General features: G+C 73.7%; 16 protein-coding genes. 10 read left to right on the top strand and 6 right to left on the bottom strand.

Translation table 11 applies throughout. The features are described 5' to 3' along the window. Positions 1–74: 74 nt before the first annotated feature. The 3 genes from OHS58_RS10585 to OHS58_RS10575 all read right to left on the bottom strand — a co-directional run bounded on the left by OHS58_RS10585 (position 75) and on the right by OHS58_RS10575 (position 4,434). Complete coding sequence (locus OHS58_RS10585) at positions 75–581, bottom strand: hypothetical protein (RefSeq protein ID WP_326950016.1); 507 nt, start codon at positions 579–581, stop codon at positions 75–77. 98 nt (positions 582–679) lie between these two features. Continuing rightward, positions 680–3,625 (bottom strand): AfsR/SARP family transcriptional regulator, encoded by a 2,946-nt coding sequence (locus OHS58_RS10580; RefSeq protein ID WP_328648088.1) that lies wholly within the window; start codon positions 3,623–3,625, stop codon positions 680–682. Positions 3,626–3,729: 104 nt separating this feature from the next. Beyond that, a complete protein-coding gene (locus OHS58_RS10575; protein ID WP_328648087.1) occupies positions 3,730–4,434 on the bottom strand; it encodes a DJ-1/PfpI family protein in 705 nt (234 codons plus the stop codon). A 98-nt stretch (positions 4,435–4,532) separates the two neighbouring features. Here OHS58_RS10575 and OHS58_RS10570 point away from each other — a divergent pair, with 98 nt between their 5' ends. The 3 genes from OHS58_RS10570 to OHS58_RS10560 all read left to right on the top strand — a co-directional run bounded on the left by OHS58_RS10570 (position 4,533) and on the right by OHS58_RS10560 (position 8,132). Next, on the top strand, positions 4,533–5,510 hold the full coding sequence (locus OHS58_RS10570) for a GlxA family transcriptional regulator (RefSeq protein ID WP_247052243.1): 978 nt from the start codon (positions 4,533–4,535) through the stop codon (positions 5,508–5,510). Positions 5,511–6,236: 726 nt separating this feature from the next. Beyond that, positions 6,237–7,814, top strand: a complete 1,578-nt coding sequence (locus OHS58_RS10565) for a YibE/F family protein (protein ID WP_442875560.1) — start codon at positions 6,237–6,239, stop codon at positions 7,812–7,814. 72 nt (positions 7,815–7,886) lie between these two features. Further along, positions 7,887–8,132 carry a hypothetical protein gene (locus tag OHS58_RS10560; protein ID WP_328648085.1) on the top strand — a complete coding sequence of 82 codons (246 nt, stop codon included), beginning with the start codon at positions 7,887–7,889 and terminating at the stop codon, positions 8,130–8,132. On the opposite strand, the gene OHS58_RS10555 is transcribed toward OHS58_RS10560, so the two are convergent. Both OHS58_RS10555 and OHS58_RS10550 read right to left on the bottom strand, forming a co-directional pair. Then, positions 8,104–8,745, bottom strand: coding sequence for a hypothetical protein (locus OHS58_RS10555; RefSeq protein WP_247064347.1), 642 nt, complete (start codon positions 8,743–8,745; stop codon positions 8,104–8,106). The two genes, OHS58_RS10560 and OHS58_RS10555, sit on opposite strands and share 29 nt — an antisense overlap. 2 nt (positions 8,746–8,747) lie before the next feature. Continuing rightward, the gene (locus OHS58_RS10550; RefSeq protein WP_326951554.1) at positions 8,748–9,320 is read right to left on the bottom strand and encodes an MBL fold metallo-hydrolase; all 573 of its coding nucleotides are present in this window, start codon (positions 9,318–9,320) and stop codon (positions 8,748–8,750) included. A 148-nt stretch (positions 9,321–9,468) separates the two neighbouring features. On the opposite strand from OHS58_RS10550, the gene OHS58_RS10545 reads away from it, so the two are divergent. The 6 genes from OHS58_RS10545 to OHS58_RS10520 all read left to right on the top strand — a co-directional run bounded on the left by OHS58_RS10545 (position 9,469) and on the right by OHS58_RS10520 (position 16,617). Further along, a complete protein-coding gene (locus OHS58_RS10545; protein ID WP_247052246.1) occupies positions 9,469–10,344 on the top strand; it encodes a peptidylprolyl isomerase in 876 nt (291 codons plus the stop codon). Next, positions 10,344–11,123, top strand: a complete 780-nt coding sequence (locus OHS58_RS10540) for an aminotransferase class IV family protein (RefSeq protein ID WP_328648084.1) — start codon at positions 10,344–10,346, stop codon at positions 11,121–11,123. Before OHS58_RS10545 ends, OHS58_RS10540 begins: the two co-directional genes overlap by 1 nt. Before the next feature lie 74 nt (positions 11,124–11,197). After that, positions 11,198–12,082 carry a LysM peptidoglycan-binding domain-containing protein gene (locus OHS58_RS10535; protein WP_328648083.1) on the top strand — a complete coding sequence of 295 codons (885 nt, stop codon included), beginning with the start codon at positions 11,198–11,200 and terminating at the stop codon, positions 12,080–12,082. A 99-nt stretch (positions 12,083–12,181) separates the two neighbouring features. After that, positions 12,182–12,730: a hypothetical protein gene (locus OHS58_RS10530; protein ID WP_247052249.1), complete on the top strand. Its 549-nt coding sequence runs from the start codon at positions 12,182–12,184 to the stop codon at positions 12,728–12,730. A 129-nt stretch (positions 12,731–12,859) separates the two neighbouring features. Continuing rightward, positions 12,860–13,996, top strand: a complete 1,137-nt coding sequence (locus OHS58_RS10525) for a glycoside hydrolase family 88/105 protein (RefSeq protein ID WP_328648082.1) — start codon at positions 12,860–12,862, stop codon at positions 13,994–13,996. 29 nt (positions 13,997–14,025) lie between these two features. Then, positions 14,026–16,617, top strand: a complete 2,592-nt coding sequence (locus OHS58_RS10520) for a glycoside hydrolase family 97 catalytic domain-containing protein (RefSeq protein WP_328648081.1) — start codon at positions 14,026–14,028, stop codon at positions 16,615–16,617. 51 nt (positions 16,618–16,668) lie between these two features. Here the strand turns inward: OHS58_RS10520 and OHS58_RS10515 are convergent, their stop codons facing one another. Further along, positions 16,669–17,448 carry an enoyl-CoA hydratase-related protein gene (locus OHS58_RS10515; RefSeq protein WP_328648080.1) on the bottom strand — a complete coding sequence of 260 codons (780 nt, stop codon included), beginning with the start codon at positions 17,446–17,448 and terminating at the stop codon, positions 16,669–16,671. Between the two features lie 73 nt (positions 17,449–17,521). On the opposite strand from OHS58_RS10515, the gene OHS58_RS10510 reads away from it, so the two are divergent. Further along, positions 17,522–18,307, top strand: coding sequence for an alpha/beta fold hydrolase (locus OHS58_RS10510; RefSeq protein WP_328648079.1), 786 nt, complete (start codon positions 17,522–17,524; stop codon positions 18,305–18,307). Positions 18,308–18,315 lie beyond the last annotated feature (8 nt).

The following is an 18,315-nucleotide window of genomic DNA, read 5'->3' as shown; positions in this document are numbered from 1 at the left end:
TGTCGCTCCCGGTAACCGTGCCCGGCCGGGACCTGCCCGCAGCCCTCATCACGGGCAGGCGCCGGCCGGGAAACTCAGCAACCGCAGGTGTAATAAGTCACGTCCCAATGATTGCCTTCGTCGCAGTAGAGGTTGCCGGAGCCGGCCTTCCACTGCGGGTAGCCGTCGCCGCGGAGGCCGTCGTAGCTGAAGGTGTTCTTGACGTAGCTGTCGAGGCAGCTGTTGTGCGCGATGTCCACCTTGTAGCCGTTGTAGTGGCTGTAGGTGCCCGACGCGTGCCCGACCTCGGTGCCGCCGGTGATGTTGACGGCGCAGCCGCTCGCCCGCTTCAGCGTGATCACGCCCGTGACGGTGGTCTGGTTGATCTGCTCGTAGGACGTGCAGGTCGAGTTCGACCTGGTGGTGCAGCCGCCGCTGGACGAGTGGGTCACCCCGGCCGCGGACAGCTGTGACGCGGCCGCCGACTGGCTGAGCTTGGTGACCTCGACCGCCGCCGAAGCGGTGCCGATGGTGGCGAACACCACCGCGGCCGAAGCGGTCAGCCCCACCGCCGCCCGCACGAGCATCCGTTGTCCCGACATGACTTGCCTCCTCGGTACGTCGATCCGACGGCGGCAGCCAAAAGGTCCCGACCATAACTTCGCCAAACGCGGGCGGGCGCGCGGCGGGTGCGGGCGGGTCAGGTCCTGATCTTCGTCAAGACTTCACGAGTTCGCTCCCGCTCCGGTGACGAGCTGGTGACGGCGTTGAGCTCGTGCAGCGCGCGCAGCTCCCACAGCGGGAAACCGAGGTCGCGGAAGACGTCGGCCGAGGTCCGCAGCAGCCGGACCGCCTGCGGCCCGGCGTCGTCGGCGGCCTGGGTCCGGCCGAGGCTGAGCAGGGCGTACCCGGCGCCGCGGCGGTCGCGCAGCTCGCGGAACACGCCCATCGCCAGCCGCAGGTGCCGTCGCGAGCCGGCGGCGTCACCGGCCCGGCGGCGGGCGTCGGCCAGGCTGCGGTGGGTGTAGGCGGCGGCGTGGCGGTGCCCGATCTGCTCGAACAGGTCCAGCGAGCGCGTCAGGCAGCGTTCGCCGTCGGCCAGCTCCCCCGCCTCGGCGTGCAGGTCGCCCAGGCTGCGCAGGACGTGCGCCTCCCAGTGCCGCTCCCGGGTGCGGACGGCGCCGCCGAGGGCGCCGGTGAGCAGGTCGGCCGCCTGGTCGCTGCCGCCGTGGCGGCGCAGGACGTCGGCGTAGCGCTTCGCGGCCTGGTCGTGCCAGCGCCCGTCTTCGCACTCGCGGGCGAGCAGCATGCTCACCTCGAAGCTCTCCACCGCGCCCCGGACGTCGCCGACGTCCTCGGCCAGCGAGCCCAGCTGGGCCGCCGCGGCCGCCTGCCCGCGGCGGTCGCCGCAGTCGCGCAGCAGGCCGAGGGCCTCCCGCAGCTCCGTCTCCGCGGCCCGGGCGTTGCCGTTGTCGAGGTGGACGTCGGCGAGCGCGGCCAGCACGGCGGCGGTGCCGCTCGGGTCGTCGAGGACCCGGAAGCGGTTCTCGGCCATCACGAAGTAGGTGCGCGCCTGCCGCCACCGGCCCTGCTGCCAGTGCACGGAACCCAGGGTGAAGAGCTTTTCCGCCTCCGCGTGCGGGTCCTTGCGGCGCCGCGCCGCGGCCAGCCCGAGCACGGACACGGCGCGGGCGGAGTGGTCGAGCCACGGCGTGGCCGCCAGGTCGGTGCAGGCGTCGGCGAGCCCGCCGGTCAGCTCGTGCCAGCCGTGCGCGCCGGCCAGCCGGACGGCGGCGGCGATGTGGCCGGACTCCTCGGCCGCCCAGCCCGCCGGGTCGGCCGCGACGCGGCGCGCCGTCGCCGGATCCGGCCTCGCCCCACCGGGTGACGGCCGGCCGCGGGCCCGCTCGGCGAGCGTCAGCGTCACCTCGCACGCCCGGCGCAACGCGACCTGGTCGGTCTCCGGCGGGGTGCCCTCGGCCAGCACGAGCCGGACGAACGGCGCCACCGCCCAGCGGGCGCCGTCCGGGACCAGCAGGTGCCCGGCGGCCAGCGCGTCGAGCCGGTCGCGCGCCTCGCCGATCGGCTTGTCCAGCAACGCGGCCACGCACCAGTCCGGGACGGGACCGTCGAAGGCGTTCAGCAGCCGCAGGAGGTACCGGTCGGCCGCCGGCCGCTCCCGCAGGGCCGCCGTCACGGCCGTCCGGACGCTCAGGTCCCCCGCGGTCAGCTCGTCGAGCCGCCGGCGGTCGTCGGCCAGCCGCACGGCGAACTCCGCGACGCGCTGCCGCGGCCGGCCGGCGAGCTTGGCCCCGGCGATCCGGACGGCGAGCGCCAGACCCGCGCAGTGGCCGAGAAGCCGTTGTGTCGCTTCGGGTTCCCCGTGCAGCCGCGGCTCCCCCACGATCGCCGCGAGCAGCGTCCGGGCGTCCTCTGTGGACAGTGCGGCGACCGGGACCGCGCGGGCGCCGCACAACCCGGGCAGCGCGCGGCGGGACGTCACGACGGTGGCGCAGCCCGGCCCGCTCGGCAGCAGGGCCCGGACCTGGGCCTCCGACGCGGCGTCCTCGAGCAGCACCAGCAGCCGCCGGTCGGCGGTGTAGCACCGCCACAGCCCGGGCAGGCCCGCCCGGTCGGCCAGTTCCGCCGGCGTCGCGCCGAGCAGGCGCAGGAACCCGGTCAGCACGGTCGCTGGGTCGGCCGGGCCGCCGAGCGAGGCGACCAGCTGCCCGTCGGGGAAGCGGCGGCGGGCGCGCCAAGCGGCCTGGACGGCGAGCGCGGACTTCCCGGCGCCGGCCGCGCCGTGCAGCACCACCGGGGCCGGCCCGCGCAGGGCCCGGGCGACGTCGGCGAGTTCGGCGGTCCGGCCGGTGAAGTCGGGCACGGCGGGCGGCAGCTGCGCGGGCGGCCCCGGCGTCGTCCACTCGGTGCCGGCGATCCGGCGGTAGACGTCGACGAGGTCCGCGCTCGGCCAGACGCCGGCCTCTTCCCAGAGCGCGCGGCGCGTCCGCCGGAGCACCTCCAGAGCCGACTCGCGGCGGCCGACGGCGCCGAGCGCGTCCGCGAGCCGCCCGGCGAAGCGCTCGTCGGCGGGCCGGGCCGCGACGACCGGATCCAGGCGTTCGACCACGGCCCCGCCGTCGCCGTCGGCGAGCTCCAGCTCGACCAGCTGCAGCAGGGCCGCCGAGCGCCGGTCCTCCAGCCACAGCTTGTGGGCCTCCAGCAGCGGCCCACCGGCGACGTCGGCGAAGGCGTCACCCCGCCAGCACGCCAGCGCCCGTTCGAGCGCGCGGCGGCGCTGTGCCCGGTCGTCCGCGCCCGCGGCCAGCAGCGTCAGGAAGTCGTCGGCGTCCAGCTCGCCGGGCTCGACGACCAGCGCGTAGCCGCGCGGGCCCGAGCGCAGGCGCTGCCCGGCCTCGGCGGCACCGAGGCCGGGTGAGAGCGTCTTGCGCAGCTTGGACACGGTGACCTGGACGATCGCCGCGGCGCTCGACGGCGCGCCGTCCGGCCACAGCTCGTCGACCAGCGTGTCGCGGCCGACGTACTGGCCGGCCCGCGCGAGGAGCACGGCGAGCAGCCGCCGGGGCTGGGCCGCCGAAGGCAGCGGGACGGCGGCCGTCAGAGGGCCGAGGACCTGGAACCGCACGGCTTAACACCCCACCCGCGAGATCACCTGATCGAGCGAGCTGACCCTAGCCGTCCGGGGCCATCCGGGAAGACCACTCACCCGGATGGCCGACGCCGTTCGCCTCAGGCGTGCGCGAGCAGCCTTTCCAGGAGCTTCGGGTGCTCGGCGAGGCCTTCGCGCAGTGTGAGCTCGCGAAGCGGCTTCAGGTCGCCGTAGGGCGGGTTGTCCCAGTCCAGGGCCCCCTGCGGCGGCTCCGGGTCGTACTCGATGCCGAACTGGACGGTCTTCGCGACCTCGCGCCCGGCCAGCCGTTCCACCAGGTGCAGGGCGAGGTCGATGCCGGCCGACACGCCCGCCGCGGTGATCACGTCGCCGTCCTCGACCCACCGCCGCGCGACCGGCGTCGCGCCCAGGCCGGGCAGCAGGTCGCGGAACATCCAGTGCGTCGTCGCCCGCTTCCCCTCCAGCAGCCCGGCCGCGCCGAGGACGAGCGAGCCGGTGCAGACCGACGTCATCAGCTCCGCTCCGGCGGCCGCGGTGCGCAACCAGGCCAACAGCTGCTCGTCGGCCATCGCGTGAATCGTCGGCACGCCGCCGCCGGGCACCAGCACCGCGAACGGCGCCGGCACCTCGTCGAACGTGTGGCTGGGCGCGATCCGCAGCGGGGTGTCCGTGGCGACGGGCTCCGTGGTGGCCCCGACGGCCACCGTCCGGTAGGTGGGGTCGATCTGGGCCAGCGCGCTCAGCACCTGCAGCGGGCCCACCAGGTCGAGCGGCGTCAGCCCGGGGTAGACGACGAAAGCGAGGGTCTTCTGCTCATCGGTCATGACCCCCACCTTGGCGGGGACGCCGTCCTGCCGGAGTCGTGATGTCCGGAATCCTGCGAACCGCGTCCGAGCGCCAGCCGGGGTGCTAGCGTCCGACCATGCCAGGGTCGCCCAGACGGGTCGTGATCGTCGGTTTTCCCGACGCCGAACTGCTGGACATCGCCTGCCCCGCCGATGTGTTCGACGCCGCCAACCGGCTCGGCGCCCGGCCGCCGTACGAAATCCGCCTCGCCAACCTCGACGGCCAGGCCATCCACACCGCCTCCGGCCTGATCCTGCAGCCGCACCTGCGGCTCGACCAGGTCGCCGCGGACCTGGACACCCTGGTCGTCGCCGGCGGCTGGGGCAGCACCGCCGCCGCGGCCGACGAGCGCGTCCTCGCCCACATCCGCCGGCTCGCCCGGACGAGCCGCCGCGTCGCGTCGGTGTGCACCGGCGCCGAGGTGCTCGCCGCGGCCGGCCTGCTCAACGGCCGGCGCGCGACGACGCACTGGCGGTACGCCGCGAAGCTGGCCGCGGACTACCCGAGCGTGACGGTCGACCCGGTGCCGCTGTACGTCCGCCACGGCAACGTCTACACCGCGGCCGGCGTCACCAGCGGGCTGGACCTGACACTGTCGCTGGTGGAGGCCGACCACGGCCCGACGCTGGCCCGCGAAGCCGCCCGCGCGCTGGTGACGTACCTGCAGCGGCCGGGCAACCAGGCGCAGGTGAGCCTGTTCCTGGCCGGGCCGCCGCCGGAGCACCGCGAGGTCCGCGACCTCACGGCGTACATCGCCGAGCACCTGGACGACGACCTCGGCACCCCGGCCCTGGCCGCCCGCGCCGGGATCAGCACCCGCCAGCTGACCCGCCTCTTCGACGCCCACCTGGGCACCACGCCCGGCCGCTACGTCCGCACCATCCGCACCGAGCACGCCGCGCGCCTGCTGTCGGGCACGGACCTCCCGCTGGCCACGATCGCCCGCCGCTGCGGCTTCGGCTCGACGGAAACCCTGCGCCAGGCCTTCCTGGACCACTTCGACACCCCACCGTCGGCGTACCGCCGAGTCCACGTCCGCCAGGCTTACAGCTAACGCCGAGCCGACCCCCCAGCCGACCCCCAGGCACGCGAACCGACCGTCCAGGCACGCCAGCCGACCCCCATGTACGTGAGTCGACCCTCCGGGCACGCGAGTCGTGCACCTGTGTACGTGTGTCGACCCTTCAATCACGCGAGTCGGCTCTCCAATCACGTGTGTCGGCTCTCCAATCACGTGTGTCGGCTCTCCAATCACGTGTGTCGGCTCTCCAATCACGCGAGTCGGCTCCGGATCGCGTGGGCCGGGGCGGTCGGCGGTCGTGATCGAAGGGTCGACACGCGTGATCAGCAGGTCGACACGCGTGATTGGGGGGTCGACACGGCGGATCCGGACGAACCGGGCCGTCGGCGGCCCGTTGCGTGGGCCGGGGGCTCCCGCTGTCAGGATGTGCGAGTGGACCGCCCCGACCTCGACGACGAAACCGGCCCGATTCGCCGGGTCACCGACGAGGTGCCCGTTTCCCCGGCCCGCGGGACCTCCGGAACGCCGGGCACGCCCCGGAAACCGGCCCGCCGGACGCCACCGGACGGAACGCCCGCGGCCCCGCGCCGACGCACCGACACCGGAGCGCAGCGGGTCCCCGGGAAGCCGACCGACACGGGAACCCAGCGGGTGCCACGAAAGCCTGCCGACACCGGGTCTCAGCGAACCTCCGGGAACCTGACCGACAGCGGCGCCCAGCGGATTCCCGGGAAGCCGACGGACACCGGCGCCCAGCGAATCCCCCGCCGGCCGGCCGACACGGGAGCCCAGCGGGTTCCGGCGGCTCCTGCCGACGCCGACTCCTCGCGGGGAGCGGCGAAACGAGGCGACACGGGGCCCCAGCGAGCCGCCCAGCGGGACGACACCGGGCCGCAGCGCGCCGCCCAGCAGGGCGACACCGGGCCACAGCGAGCCGCCCAGCGGGACGACACGGGGCCCGAGCGAGCCACCCGGCGCGGCGACACCGGGCCCCAACGAGCGGCGAAACGTGGCGACACCGGGCCCCAGCGGGTCGCCGAGGGCCGCGCTCGCCCCGCAAGTCGTGCCGTGGCACCGAAATCCGAGCCCGACGCCGGGCACGGCCATGGTCATGGGCACGGCCACGGGCCCGCCGCTCCGGCGTCACGGCGGGTCCGGCTGCTGCTGATCTGGATGCTCGCTCCCCTGGCGCTCGCCACCGTGGTCGGGATGCTCGTGCTGTACCCGTGGGGCAAGCCGTCGCCGACGAGTGTCGTTCCGCAGGGGACGCCGGTGAAAGCGTCCATCACCACCACCGCCACCGGGCCGTGCCTCGCTCAGGGTCAGGTCCAGGTCGGCGACCAGAGCGACCCGAACGCGAAGCCGTGCCTGACCGTCGCGCTCACCATGACCGACGGGCCGGCCACCGGGAAACCGTTGCAGCTGACCGTGCCGATCGAGCCCAGCACCCCGCGGTTCGCCGCGGGTGACGCGGTCGTGCTCGCCTACAACGGCGGGAACGCGGCCGACCCGTCGAGCTTCCAGCTGGTCGACTTCCAGCGCGGCACCCCGCTGCTCGTGCTGGCCGCGCTGTTCGCCGTCGCCGTCCTGGTGCTCGGCCGCTGGCAGGGCCTCGCCGCGCTCGTCGCGCTCGGCCTGTCCTTCGCGGTGATCGCGCTGTTCATCCTGCCGGCTGTCCTTTCGGGTGAAAACCCGCTGCTGGTGGCGATCGTCGGCGCGGGCGCGATCATGTTCATCGCGCTGTACCTGACCCACGGGCTGACGGCGAGAACGTCCGCCGCCGTGCTCGGCACGCTCGTCAGCCTCGCGCTGATCGGCGTGCTCTCGGCGATCTTCTCGGCCGCGGCGTCGCTGACCGGGCTCGACGACAGCACCTCGACGCTCATCGGCTCGCTCGGCCACGGCATCGACGCGCGCGGACTGCTGCTCGCCGGCGTCGTGATCGGTGCCCTCGGTGTGCTCGACGACGTCACCGTCACCCAGACCAGCGCCGTCTGGGAGCTGCGCCGCGCCAACCCCGACCTGAGCTGGCGGGAGCTGTACAGCTCGGGCCTGCGGATCGGCCGCGACCACGTCGGCTCGGCGGTCAACACCCTGGTCATGGCCTACGCCGGCGCCGCGCTGCCGGTGCTGCTGTACTCGTCGATCTCCGGGGTCGGCCTGGGTGCGCTGCTCGGCAGCGAGGAGATCGCGCAGGAGATCATCCGCACCCTCGCGGGCAGCGTCGGCATCGTGGCGGCCGTCCCGGTGACGACGGTCCTCGCCGCGCTGATCGCCTCCCGCGAGCCCGCGACGTACCTCAGCAGCACCACGAAAGCCGTTCCGTCCCACCCGTGACACCGGCGGGCCCCCGCCGCGACAACGGCGCCCGCACGCGGTAGGAAGGCGGTACCCGACCCGGGAGACGCCATGTCCGTGCTCGCCTGCCCCCGCCGGCTCGTGCGCGGCGCGCTGCGGCTGGTCACGGCCACCGTCCAGGCCGTCGAGTCGATCCCGCGCATCGCCACCGCCCTCGACGACGTCCGGGCGACGCTGCACCAGGTCGAACGCCTCACCGCGTACATCGCGCAGGAGGTCCCGGAGCTCGTCTACCAGCTCGAACAGCTCCGTGAGCCGGACAGCGACGTCAGTCGAGAGTCGCCACGAACCGGCTGACGGCCTCCATCGTGAACCGCTGCACGTACTTGCCCGACGGCGCCACCGACGCCAGCCGGTAGAGCGGGCGGTCCGCGACGCCGCCGCCGCGGGCCTCGGCCTTCAGCTCGGAGACCAGCAGCTCCCCGAAGACGAGGCCGTTCGCCTCGGTGTTGTTCATCAGCGCGTTGGCCAGCTTCCGCAGCTGCAGCACGCCCAGCTCGCGCCCGCCCGTGCCGGAGAACACCGCGAGGTCGACCTTCGCCACCTGCCGCCGGTTGCCCGCGTTGACCAGCAGGCTGACCGTGCGGGTGCCGCGGACGTCGCCGATCACGAGGTCGAGGCGAGTGGCGGTGACGAGGTCGACGCGCCGCAGCCCCCACGTGCGCACGATCAGCGTCGAGCCCTCGAGCCAGACGCGGCGCCGGATGCTGACCGCCATCACGTAGGCCAGCGGCAGGGCGATCACGAGGGCGACGACCAGGCCGATCACCGTGCCGCCGATCAGCCCGGCGACCCCGCCGAACGCGGCGGCGACGATCACCACGCCGATCAACCCGGAAATCCCGCGGCGACGGCGTCCGCGCGCGTCCTCCTCGAACAGCGGCAGCCGTTCCGGCGTCTCTTCCGCCATGCTCACGCCCCCGTCCCGGCGAGGAACGGGTTGCCCGCGCGTTCCCGCCCGATCGTCGTCGCCGGGCCGTGGCCCGGCAGCACCACCGTGTCGTCCGGGAAGCCCGCCAGCAGGTCCCGCAGCGACGCCTCGACGTCCCCGCGGCCGACCGACCCGGCGAACAGCGTGTCGCCGGTCAGGGCGAGCCGGCCGCCCTCCGCCGTCTCCAGCGCGAGGACGACCGAACCCGGCGTGTGCCCCGGCGCGGGCCGGACGTCGACGTCGAGCCCGGCGAGGCGGTGGGTGCCCGCCTCCAGCGGCACGCTCTCGCCGTCGTAGAGCGGGGCGTCGGCGGGGTGCAGGTGCAGCGGGACGCCGTGGGCGGCCGAGAGCGACGCGGCCGAAGCCACGTGGTCGGGGTGGCCGTGGGTGGCGACGAGCGCCGCGGGGACCAGCCGGTGCCCGGCGAGCGCGGCGGCCAGCGGCGCGGCCACCTCCTGCCCCGGGTCCACGACCAGACACGGCCCGCCGGCGGCCTCCGCCAGCAGGTAGCAGTTGGCCTGCAGCGGGCCGCTGCCGAAGCCGACGACGAGCACCGAACGCCTCCCGGACATCCGCGCCGGATGGCGCCGATCACGATCAGGTTGAGACTAGCGGGCCCTGTACATGGTCCTCACAGGCTGTGCCCATACACTGCCGCTACCTCAGACGTGTGACACGAGCGGAAACCTGGGAGGGTACGGGGTGGCGACCAACCAGCAGCGCCGCGAAGCTGCGAAGCGCAAGCTCGAGAGGCAACTCGAGCGCCGATTGGAGCAGCAGAAGCGACGCAGGAGAATCGGCGCTGGTGTCGTCGGCGTAGCTGTTCTCGTCGTCGCGGGCGTGGTGGTGTGGATCGTGAGCGCCAACGGCGGTGACAGCACCGCCGATCCGGCCGCGTCGTCCTCGGCCGCCCCGCCGCCGACCGAAGTCCAGATCCCGACGCAGCGCGCGGCGACACCGAAGCGGACGACGGCGCTGCCGAACCCGACGACGTGCGACTTCAAAGCGGACACGACGGGCAAGACGCCGAAGAAGGTGAACCTGCCCGACGGCAAGAACGTCCCGTCGACCGGCACGGTGAACGTGACGCTGAAGAGCACGGCGGGCGACATCCCGCTGACGCTCGACCGGGCGCTCGCGCCCTGCGCGGTGCAGAGCTTCATCAGCCTCGCGAAGCAGAACTTCTACAACGACACCATGTGCCACCGGCTCGGCACCGAGGGCCTGCAGATGCTGCAGTGCGGTGACCCCTCGGCCACCGGCGACCCGACGAACGACGGCCAGGGCGGCCCGGGCTACACGATGCCGGACGAGGCCTTCCCGGAGATCAAGTACGGCCGCGGCATCCTCGCGATGGCGAAGACGCAGGCCCCGAACTCCGGCGGCAGCCAGTTCTTCATGGTCTACGGCGACGCCGAGGGCCTGCCGGCCGACTACTCGGTGTTCGGCAGCATCAGCGACGACGGCCTGAAGGTGCTGGACGCGGTGGCCAAGGCCGGCATCGCGAACCCGAACCCGCAGGACGGCACGGGTGCGCCGACCAAGCAGGTGAAGTTCACGGGCGTCACCGTCCAGTAGTGCCGCACCGCATCGAGCTGAACGGGGACCCGCTCGGCCCGGGCGCCTTCATCGCGGGGATGACCTCCTACGGTCACTTCACCGCGATGCAGGTCCGGGACGGGCGGGTCCGCGGTCTTTCCCACCACCTGGACCGGCTGACCTCGAGCACCCGCCTGCTGTTCGGCGTGGAGCTCGACACGGACCTGGTGCGCTCCTACGTCCGGCGGGCGATCGCGGACGAAGCCGCGCTGTCCGTGCGGGTCCTGGTGCTCACGCGGTCCTTCGACGAGCCGCTGAAGCCGGAGATCCTGGTCCGGACGCTGCCACCGCACCCGGTCGACCCGGCGCCGCTGCGCCTGGGGACGGTCCGGTACGAGCGGGACCTGCCGCAGGTCAAGCACCTCGGCACGTTCGGCCTCATCCACCACGCCCGCCAGGCCGAGCTCGCGGGCTACGACGACGCGCTGTTCGTCGACCACCAGGGCCGGATCAGCGAGGCGTCCATCTGGAACGCGGGCTTCCTGGCCGGCGACACGGTCGTCTGGCCGGACGCGGCCGTGCTGCCGGGGATCACGATGCTCGTGCAGCGGGAAGCGCTGGCACGGCTCGGCGTCCCGCAGGAGACGCGCGAGGTCCGGCCCGCCGACCTGCCCGGGTTCGACGCGATGTTCGTCACCAACTCCGAGACCCCGGGCCGCCCGGTCACCTCCGTCGACGACTTCGTGCTGCCGCCCGCGGACCGCGCCGTGCGGCTCCTCGCCGAGGCCTACGAAACCGTGCCCTGGGACGAAATCTGAACCACGCCCCCACCCGCCCCGTGTAGAGGGGAACACCGGGGCCGTTTGTGCCACCGGGGAGAGGGTGGGCGACGATGGCCGAAAACCGGGTTCCCGCGGTGCGCCGCGTCCTCGGGCGCACCGGCCAGGCCGCCTGCGCCGGTGCCCTGTTCGCCGTGCTGGCCGGCGGGCCCGCGCTGGCCCAGTCCGCGCCACCGCCACCGCCGTCGGTGAAGTACTTCGTCGTCCCCCACGCCGCAAACCCCGACGACATCACGTTGTTCAAGATCGCCGAACAGGCGCTGGGCGACGGGAACCGGTTCCAGGAGATCTTCACGCTCAACCGGGGCCGGCCACGCCCGGACGGCACGCCGTTCGACGACCCCACGGCGATCGAGCCGGGCCAGGTCCTCCAGCTGCCCGACGACGCCCGCGACCCCGCGGTGAAGTTCGGGCCGCTCCCGGCCACCCCGGTGGCCGCCCCGCCCGCCCGGGCGGCAGCATCCCAGCCGGCCGAACCGGGGCTGGGGGCCGGGCTCGCGTCCGCGGTCAGCGGCACCGGCGGCCTGCTCACCGGGCTGATCGCCGGGCTCTGGTGGCGACGGCGGCCGCGGGTCGTCCCGCCGGTGCCGTTCGAGCCGGCCGAGCCTCGCGAGTCGTTCGAACCGGTCGAGCGGTTCGAGCCGCGCTGGCCCGAGCCGGACGACTACGACTACGACGACGGATCCGGCTCGGTCAGCGGCACGCTTCCGATCCCCGTGGTCGTCCCGTTGCCGCGGCCGGACCAGTCGTCCGACCGGCTGCCGGTGGTGCTGCGGCAGGAGCCGATCACCGCCGAGCACTCGATCATCTTCTTCGACACGGCCGACACCCAGGTGATCGCCGCGATCCGGCCCGGCTCGCAGTTCCGGTTCCGGCTCGGCCCCGCCCGCGAGCCGGACGGCGCCACCGTGCTCGTCGTGGACGACGAAAGCGAGTGACGCCGGGGCGTGCGTGCGGGCCGCGTCACTCTGCGCTGAACGGATCAACCGGCGCCGGAACACTGGCCATCGGCCCGCCGGGCCCGCGATAGTCGTCTGATGACCTGGGATCCCTTCGGCACGCTGCGGAAGGCGCTGTGGATCGGCGGCGCCCCGTGGACCGGGAAGTCCACCGTCGCCCGGCTGCTCGCCGAGCGGCACGGCCTGACGACCTACCACCACGACCACCGGACCCGGCCCGCCCCGGGCGGCGACGTCTCCGCCGGCGAGCAGCTGATGACCGAGGTGCGGCACGGGTTCGACTGCGCGCTGGCCGATCTGCGGGTGCTGACGTCGCCGCGGCCGATCGTCGCCGAGGGCTGGGGGCTGCGCCCGGAGCTGGTCGCGCCGCTGGTGGATTCGCCGGGCCGGATGGTCGTGCTCGTGCCGACCGAGCTGTTCCGCCAGCACCAGCTGCGGCACCGGCCGGAGGAGCCCGCGATCCCGGAGCAGCGCAGCGTGCTGACGCGGGACCGGATGCTCGCCGCGCAGGCCGTGCGGTCCGCGCGGGAGCTGGGCATCCGGGTCATCGAGATCGACGGCCGGCTCGGCCCCGCCGGCGTCACCGACGTCGTCGCCGAGCATTTCCGCGGCTACCTGGACGCTTGACGATATTATTAGTCCCGCGTTGTCCGGCCGTTTCCCCCCGCGGGCGGTTGACCGGCTCCGGAACGGTCGCGCAAGATCGATGACCGACACCGCCGCCGCTCTTTCCGCGCAGCAAAGGGGCTGGGTTCTTTGGCGTTCCGGAAAACACTTCGCGTCGTCCTCGCCGCCGTTCTCGGACTGACCCTGCTCGGGCAACCCGCCGAAGCCGCGCCACCCGACTGGTCGCGCGCCGTCGCCGACTCGACGATCGTCGCACACCCCGCCGCGTCGCTGGGGCTCGGCTACACCGACGCCCTGTTCCTGCTGGGCCTGTACCGCGTTTACCAGCGCACGCACGACGTCCGGTACCTGACCTACCTCGAAACCTGGGGTGCGGCGAAGGTGCGACCGGACGGCGGCACCGGCAACCCGTACAACGACCTGGACAGCATGCTGGCGGGCAACGTCTTCCTCGTGCTGGCCACCGAAACGGGCGACGCGCGCTACTCGCTGGCCGCGCGGCGGATCCACGACCGGCTGGCGACGTACCCGCGGACCACCGACGGCGGATTCATTCACAACACGGGATTGACCGGGCAGCTCTGGGCCGACGGCGCATTCATGCTCGACCCATTCCTGGCCCGGTACGGAAAGGCCGTCGGCGACGCCGCGAGCACCACCGAATCGGCCGAACAACTCGTCACCTATTTCACTCATCTGCGGCACCCGAGCGGATTGCTGTACCACGCGTACGACGAGCGCCGGAAGCAGAGCTGGGCCGATCCGGTGACCGGGTTGTCCCCGGACGTGTGGTGCCGCGCGGTCGGCTGGTTCGGCGCGGCCACGGTCGACGTCCTCGACGCGCTGCCCGCGGCGTCCCCGCAGCGCGGCGCCCTCGTCGGCATCGTCCGGTACCTCGCCCAGGGGTTCCGCCGCTGGCAGGACCCGGCGACCGGCCGGTGGTTCCAGCTGACCGTCAAGCCCACCGCCGCCGACAACTGGACCGAGACGTCGTGCTCCAGCCTGTACACCTACACGCTGTCCCGCGCGGTGCAGCGCGGGTACGTCGGCCCGGAGTACCGGCCGGTGATCGCCCGCGGGTACGCCGGTGTGCTCGCGAAGGTCTCCCAGGCCGCCGACGGGACCACCGCCATCACGGACATCAGCGTCGGGACCAACGTCGGCAACGGCCGCTACTACCTCGACCGGCCGCGCGCCACCAACGACTTCCACGGCCTCGGCGCATTCCTCTACCTCAACGAGCAGCTGGCCGGGGCCGGGCGATGAGGCGCGCCGCCGCGGGCCTGGTCTTGGCCGTGACGGCTACCCTGGTCACCACGATGCCCGCCGACGCCGCCGACCGCTGGACGGTCAGCCTGACCGGTGCGGTGACCGGTGCGGTGACCGCCGCGGTCACCCGCACCGGCGACGGCGGGCTGACCTTCGCGGCCACCCGGGGCGCCACCGCGGTGCTGGCGCCCGCGCCGCTGGGCGTCCGGACGAAGACCGCCGACCTGACCCGCGACCTGCGGTTCCTGCGCCGCACCGACCGGATCGTCGACGAGCGCTACACGATGACGACCGGCAAGCAGCTGCGCCGGCACGCACGGGCGGCGGAGACGACGTTGTCCTTCGCCGGCGCGGGCGAAATCCGGCTCGACGTCGTCGTGCGCGCGGCCGCCGACGGCGTCGCCTACCGGTACGTGCTGCCCGGCGCCGGGCCGGTGACGATCACCGGCGAGGCGTCGGCGTTCACCCTGCCCGCGGCCGCGCCCGCGTGGCTGCTGCCCTACTCCCCCAACTACGAGAACGTCCGCGTCGAAACCACCGCGAGCGGCGCGAAGGCGGGCGACTACGGCTTTCCGTCGCTGTTCGACACCGGCGACGGGAGCTACACGCTGCTCACGGAGTCCGATGTGGACGGTCGGTACTCCGGCGCCCGGCTGACGCACGCGGCGGGCAGCGCGGACTACGCGATCAAGCTGGCCGACGCCTCGATCACCGCCACCGGGCCGTTCGCGACGCCGTGGCGGGTCGCGATCACCGGCGACCTCGCGACGGTCACCGCGTCCACGTTGGTCGACGACCTGGCGCCGCCGTCGAAGCTCGCCGACACGTCGTGGATCCGGCCCGGCAAGGTGGCGTGGTCGTGGCTGTCCGAACACGACAGTCCGAGCGATCCCGTGCGGCAGAAGCAGTACGCGGACTTCGCCGCCCGCAACGGCTGGCCGTACCTGCTCATCGACGAGGGCTGGGACGCGTCGTGGGTCCCGGACGTCGTGCGGTACGCGCGGGCCCGCGGCGTCGAGGTGATCCTGTGGTTCCGCTGGACCACCCTCGACACGGCGGCCGAACGCGCGAAGTGGCTCCCGCTGGTCAAGTCGTGGGGCGCGGCCGGGATCAAGGTCGACTTCATGGACTCCGACACCCAGGCGCGGTTCCGGTTCTACGACGACATCGCGGCGGCCACCGCGCAGCAACGGCTGATGATCAACTTCCACGGCGCGACCATCCCCCGCGGCCTGCAGCGGACCTGGCCGCACGTGATGAGCTTCGAGGCCGTGCGCGGCGCCGAGCAGTTCAAGACGCGGGCCGCGACCAACACGATGTTCCCCTTCACCCGCAACGTGGTCGGCAGCATGGACTACACGCCGACGGCGTTCGTCGTGGCCGACCGGGACACCACGGACGCGCACGAGGTGGCGACGTTCTTCGTCTACGAGTCCGGCTGGCAGCACGGCGCGGACAAGCCGGAGAACTACGAGGCCCGCCCCGAAGCCCTGCACACGCTCGACCAGCTGCCGACGGTGTGGGACGAGACGCGGCTGCTGTCCGGCCGCCCCGGGCAGGAGGCGGTGTTCGCCAAGCGCTCCGGCGACCGCTGGTTCGTCGGCGGCATCGAGGCGGGCCCGGCCAAGACCGTCGACGCGCCGCTGGACTTCCTCGGCCACGGGCGCTGGCTCGCCGACACCCTGCGCGACGGCCCGGCCGGCCTGCTGCGCGAGAAGTCGGCGGTCACCGCGGGCGGCCGGCTGAGCGTGCCGGTCGCGAAGAACGGCGGGTTCGTCACCGTCCTCTGCCCCGCGTGGCCGGGCCGCACGACCTGCGACGCGGAGATCCGGCAGGTGCCGGCGACCAGCCTGAGCGTCACCCCGGCGACGGCGGAGGCGCACCCCGGCACGACCGTCGAGGTCGAGGCCACCTTCCGGCTGCCGGCGGGAGCACCGCTGCTCGACGTCGAACTCGGGCCCGTCGCCCCGGCGGGCTGGACGGTGACCGGACGCTCGGTCTTCCGGCCGGTGCTGTTGGCCGGACAGCCCGTGTCGGGCACCTGGCGGTTCACGGCGACCGCCGCGGCCGCGCCGGGCACGACCGACCTGCCGGTCGCGGCCACCTACCGCTTCCGCGGCCAGGCCGTTCACGTCGAGGGCGCGACCAGCGTGTTCGTCCCGCCGCCGGTACCGACCGGGACCGCGCAGGTCAGCGCGCTGCCGTTCCTGGCGTCGTCGAACGGCTGGGGCCCGGTGGAGCGCGACCAGTCCAACGGCGACACCGCCGAGGGCGACGGCCACCCGCTGACCATCGGCGGCACGGTCTACGCGCACGGCCTCGGCACGAACGCGCCCAGCTCCGTGACGGTGTGGCTCGGCGGCGCGTGCACGGCGTTCTCGGCGGTCACCGGCGTCGACGACGAGGTGAAAGCGCCCGCTTCGGTCGCGTTCCGCGTCCTCGGCGACGACGGCGAGCCACTGGCCGAGACGCCGGTGCTGCGCCCGGCCGACGGCGCCCACCCGCTGACGGCCGACGTCACCGGCGTCCGGCGCCTGACCCTCCAGGTGACCGACGGCGGCGACGACAAGGACTCCGACCACGGCGACTGGGCGGACGCGAAGCTCACCTGCGCCTGACCTCGTGAGTGTTCAGGGCGGTTCTAACCGCCCTGAACACTCACGACCACGTCAGCGGAAGGTGAAGTTCGGCGGGCGCCGGTCCAGGAACGCCGCGACGCCCTCCGCGTAGTCCTCGCCGTGCAGGGCTTCGGACCGCAGCTCCTCGACCTCCGCGTCCGGGCTCTCCTGGCCGGCGACGATCTTCTCGATGATCCGGTTCATCCCGCGGACCGACGCCTGCGAACGCGAGCACAGCGTCCGCACGAACTCCAGCGTCGAAGCTCCCAGCTCGTCGGCCGGGAAGACGTCGTTGAGCAGGCCGATCTCGCGCGCCCGGGCCGCCGTGATCAGCTCGCCGGAGAGCAGGAAGTACTTCGCGTGCGCCGGCCCGACCAGCGACACCAGCTGGCGGGTCGAGTCGAAGTGGTAGACGATGCCGAGCTTCGCCGGCGTGATGCCGAAGCGCGACCCCTCGGCGGCGAAGCGGAAGTCGCAGGCGACCGACACCTGGCAGCCGCCGCCGATGCAGTTGCCCTGGATCATCGCGACCGACGGCTTCCGCATCGACGTCAGCGCGGCCACCGCGCCTTCGACGGCCTTGTCGTAGCTCGCCGCGCCCTCGGCGGTGGTGCGCAGCTCGCCGAACTCGCTGATGTCCGCGCCCGCCGAGAAGTGCTGGCCGCCACCCGCGAGCACGAGCACCTTGAGCGTGGCGTCGGCCTCGACGTCGGCCACGACGTCCGGGATCGCCGACCACATGCCGTAGGTGATCGCGTTCATCTTCGCCGGCCGGGCGAAGGTCAGCCGCGCCACCTCGCCGTCGCGCGTGAAGTCGAATCCGTCGGTCATGTTCGGCACCCTAGCTTCTCGCCCTGAGCGAAACCCCGGGTGTGTGACGCGGTCGCGGCGCTAGCTTGGGCCCATGGCGACGATCGAGTTGAACGGGACCACGTTCGGGTACGACGAAGCGGGCGAGGGGCCCGCGGTCGTGCTGCTGCACGCGGCCATCGGCGACCGCCGGATGTGGGACGCCCAGTTCACCGCGCTCGCCGCCACGCACCGGGTGATCCGCTACGACCGCCGCGGCTTCGGCGAATCGGCCGACGGCCTCGGCGAGTTCGCCCACCACGAGGACCTGCTGGCCCTGCTCGATGCCCGGGGGATCGAGCAGGCCGCGCTGGTCGGGGCGTCGATGGGCGGCGCGGTCTCGCTGGACACCGCGCTCGCCGCGCCGGAGCGGGTCACCCGGCTGGTGCTGCTGGGCTCCGGGCTCAGCGGGCACACCTGGCCGGACCACATGCAGGCCGACATCGCCGAGCTGACCCGCGACGTCGACCCGGCGGACGTGAAGGCCATGTCCGAGGCCAACGTCCGGTACCTGGTCGCCGGGCCCGCACGCGAGGTGTCCGTGCTGCCGCCGGCGATGCTCGCGCGGGTCCGGGAGATGTGCGAGCAGGTGTACCACCGCCTGTCGACCGCTCCACAGTGGACGGAGCGGGTCCCGGACACCCGGCACCGGCTGGCCGAGATCGCCACCCCGGCCCAGGTGGTGATCGGCCTGTCGGACGCGCTCGGGCTGATCGAGCTTTCCCAGCACATCGCGAAGTCCTTGCCGGACGCCGAGCTGGTGGAGATCCCCGACACCGGGCACCTCCCCATGCTCGAGCGCCCCGACGACGTCACCGCGCTGCTGCGGAAGGTGCTCTGAGCGGGCAG

Origin of the sequence: Amycolatopsis sp. NBC_00348 (assembly GCF_036114655.1) — a bacterium.
In the GTDB taxonomy this organism is placed as follows: Bacteria; Actinomycetota; Actinomycetes; order Mycobacteriales; family Pseudonocardiaceae; genus Amycolatopsis.
Note: the sequence above shows the minus strand (reverse complement) of the source record. Positions and strands in the feature narration are given on the sequence as shown.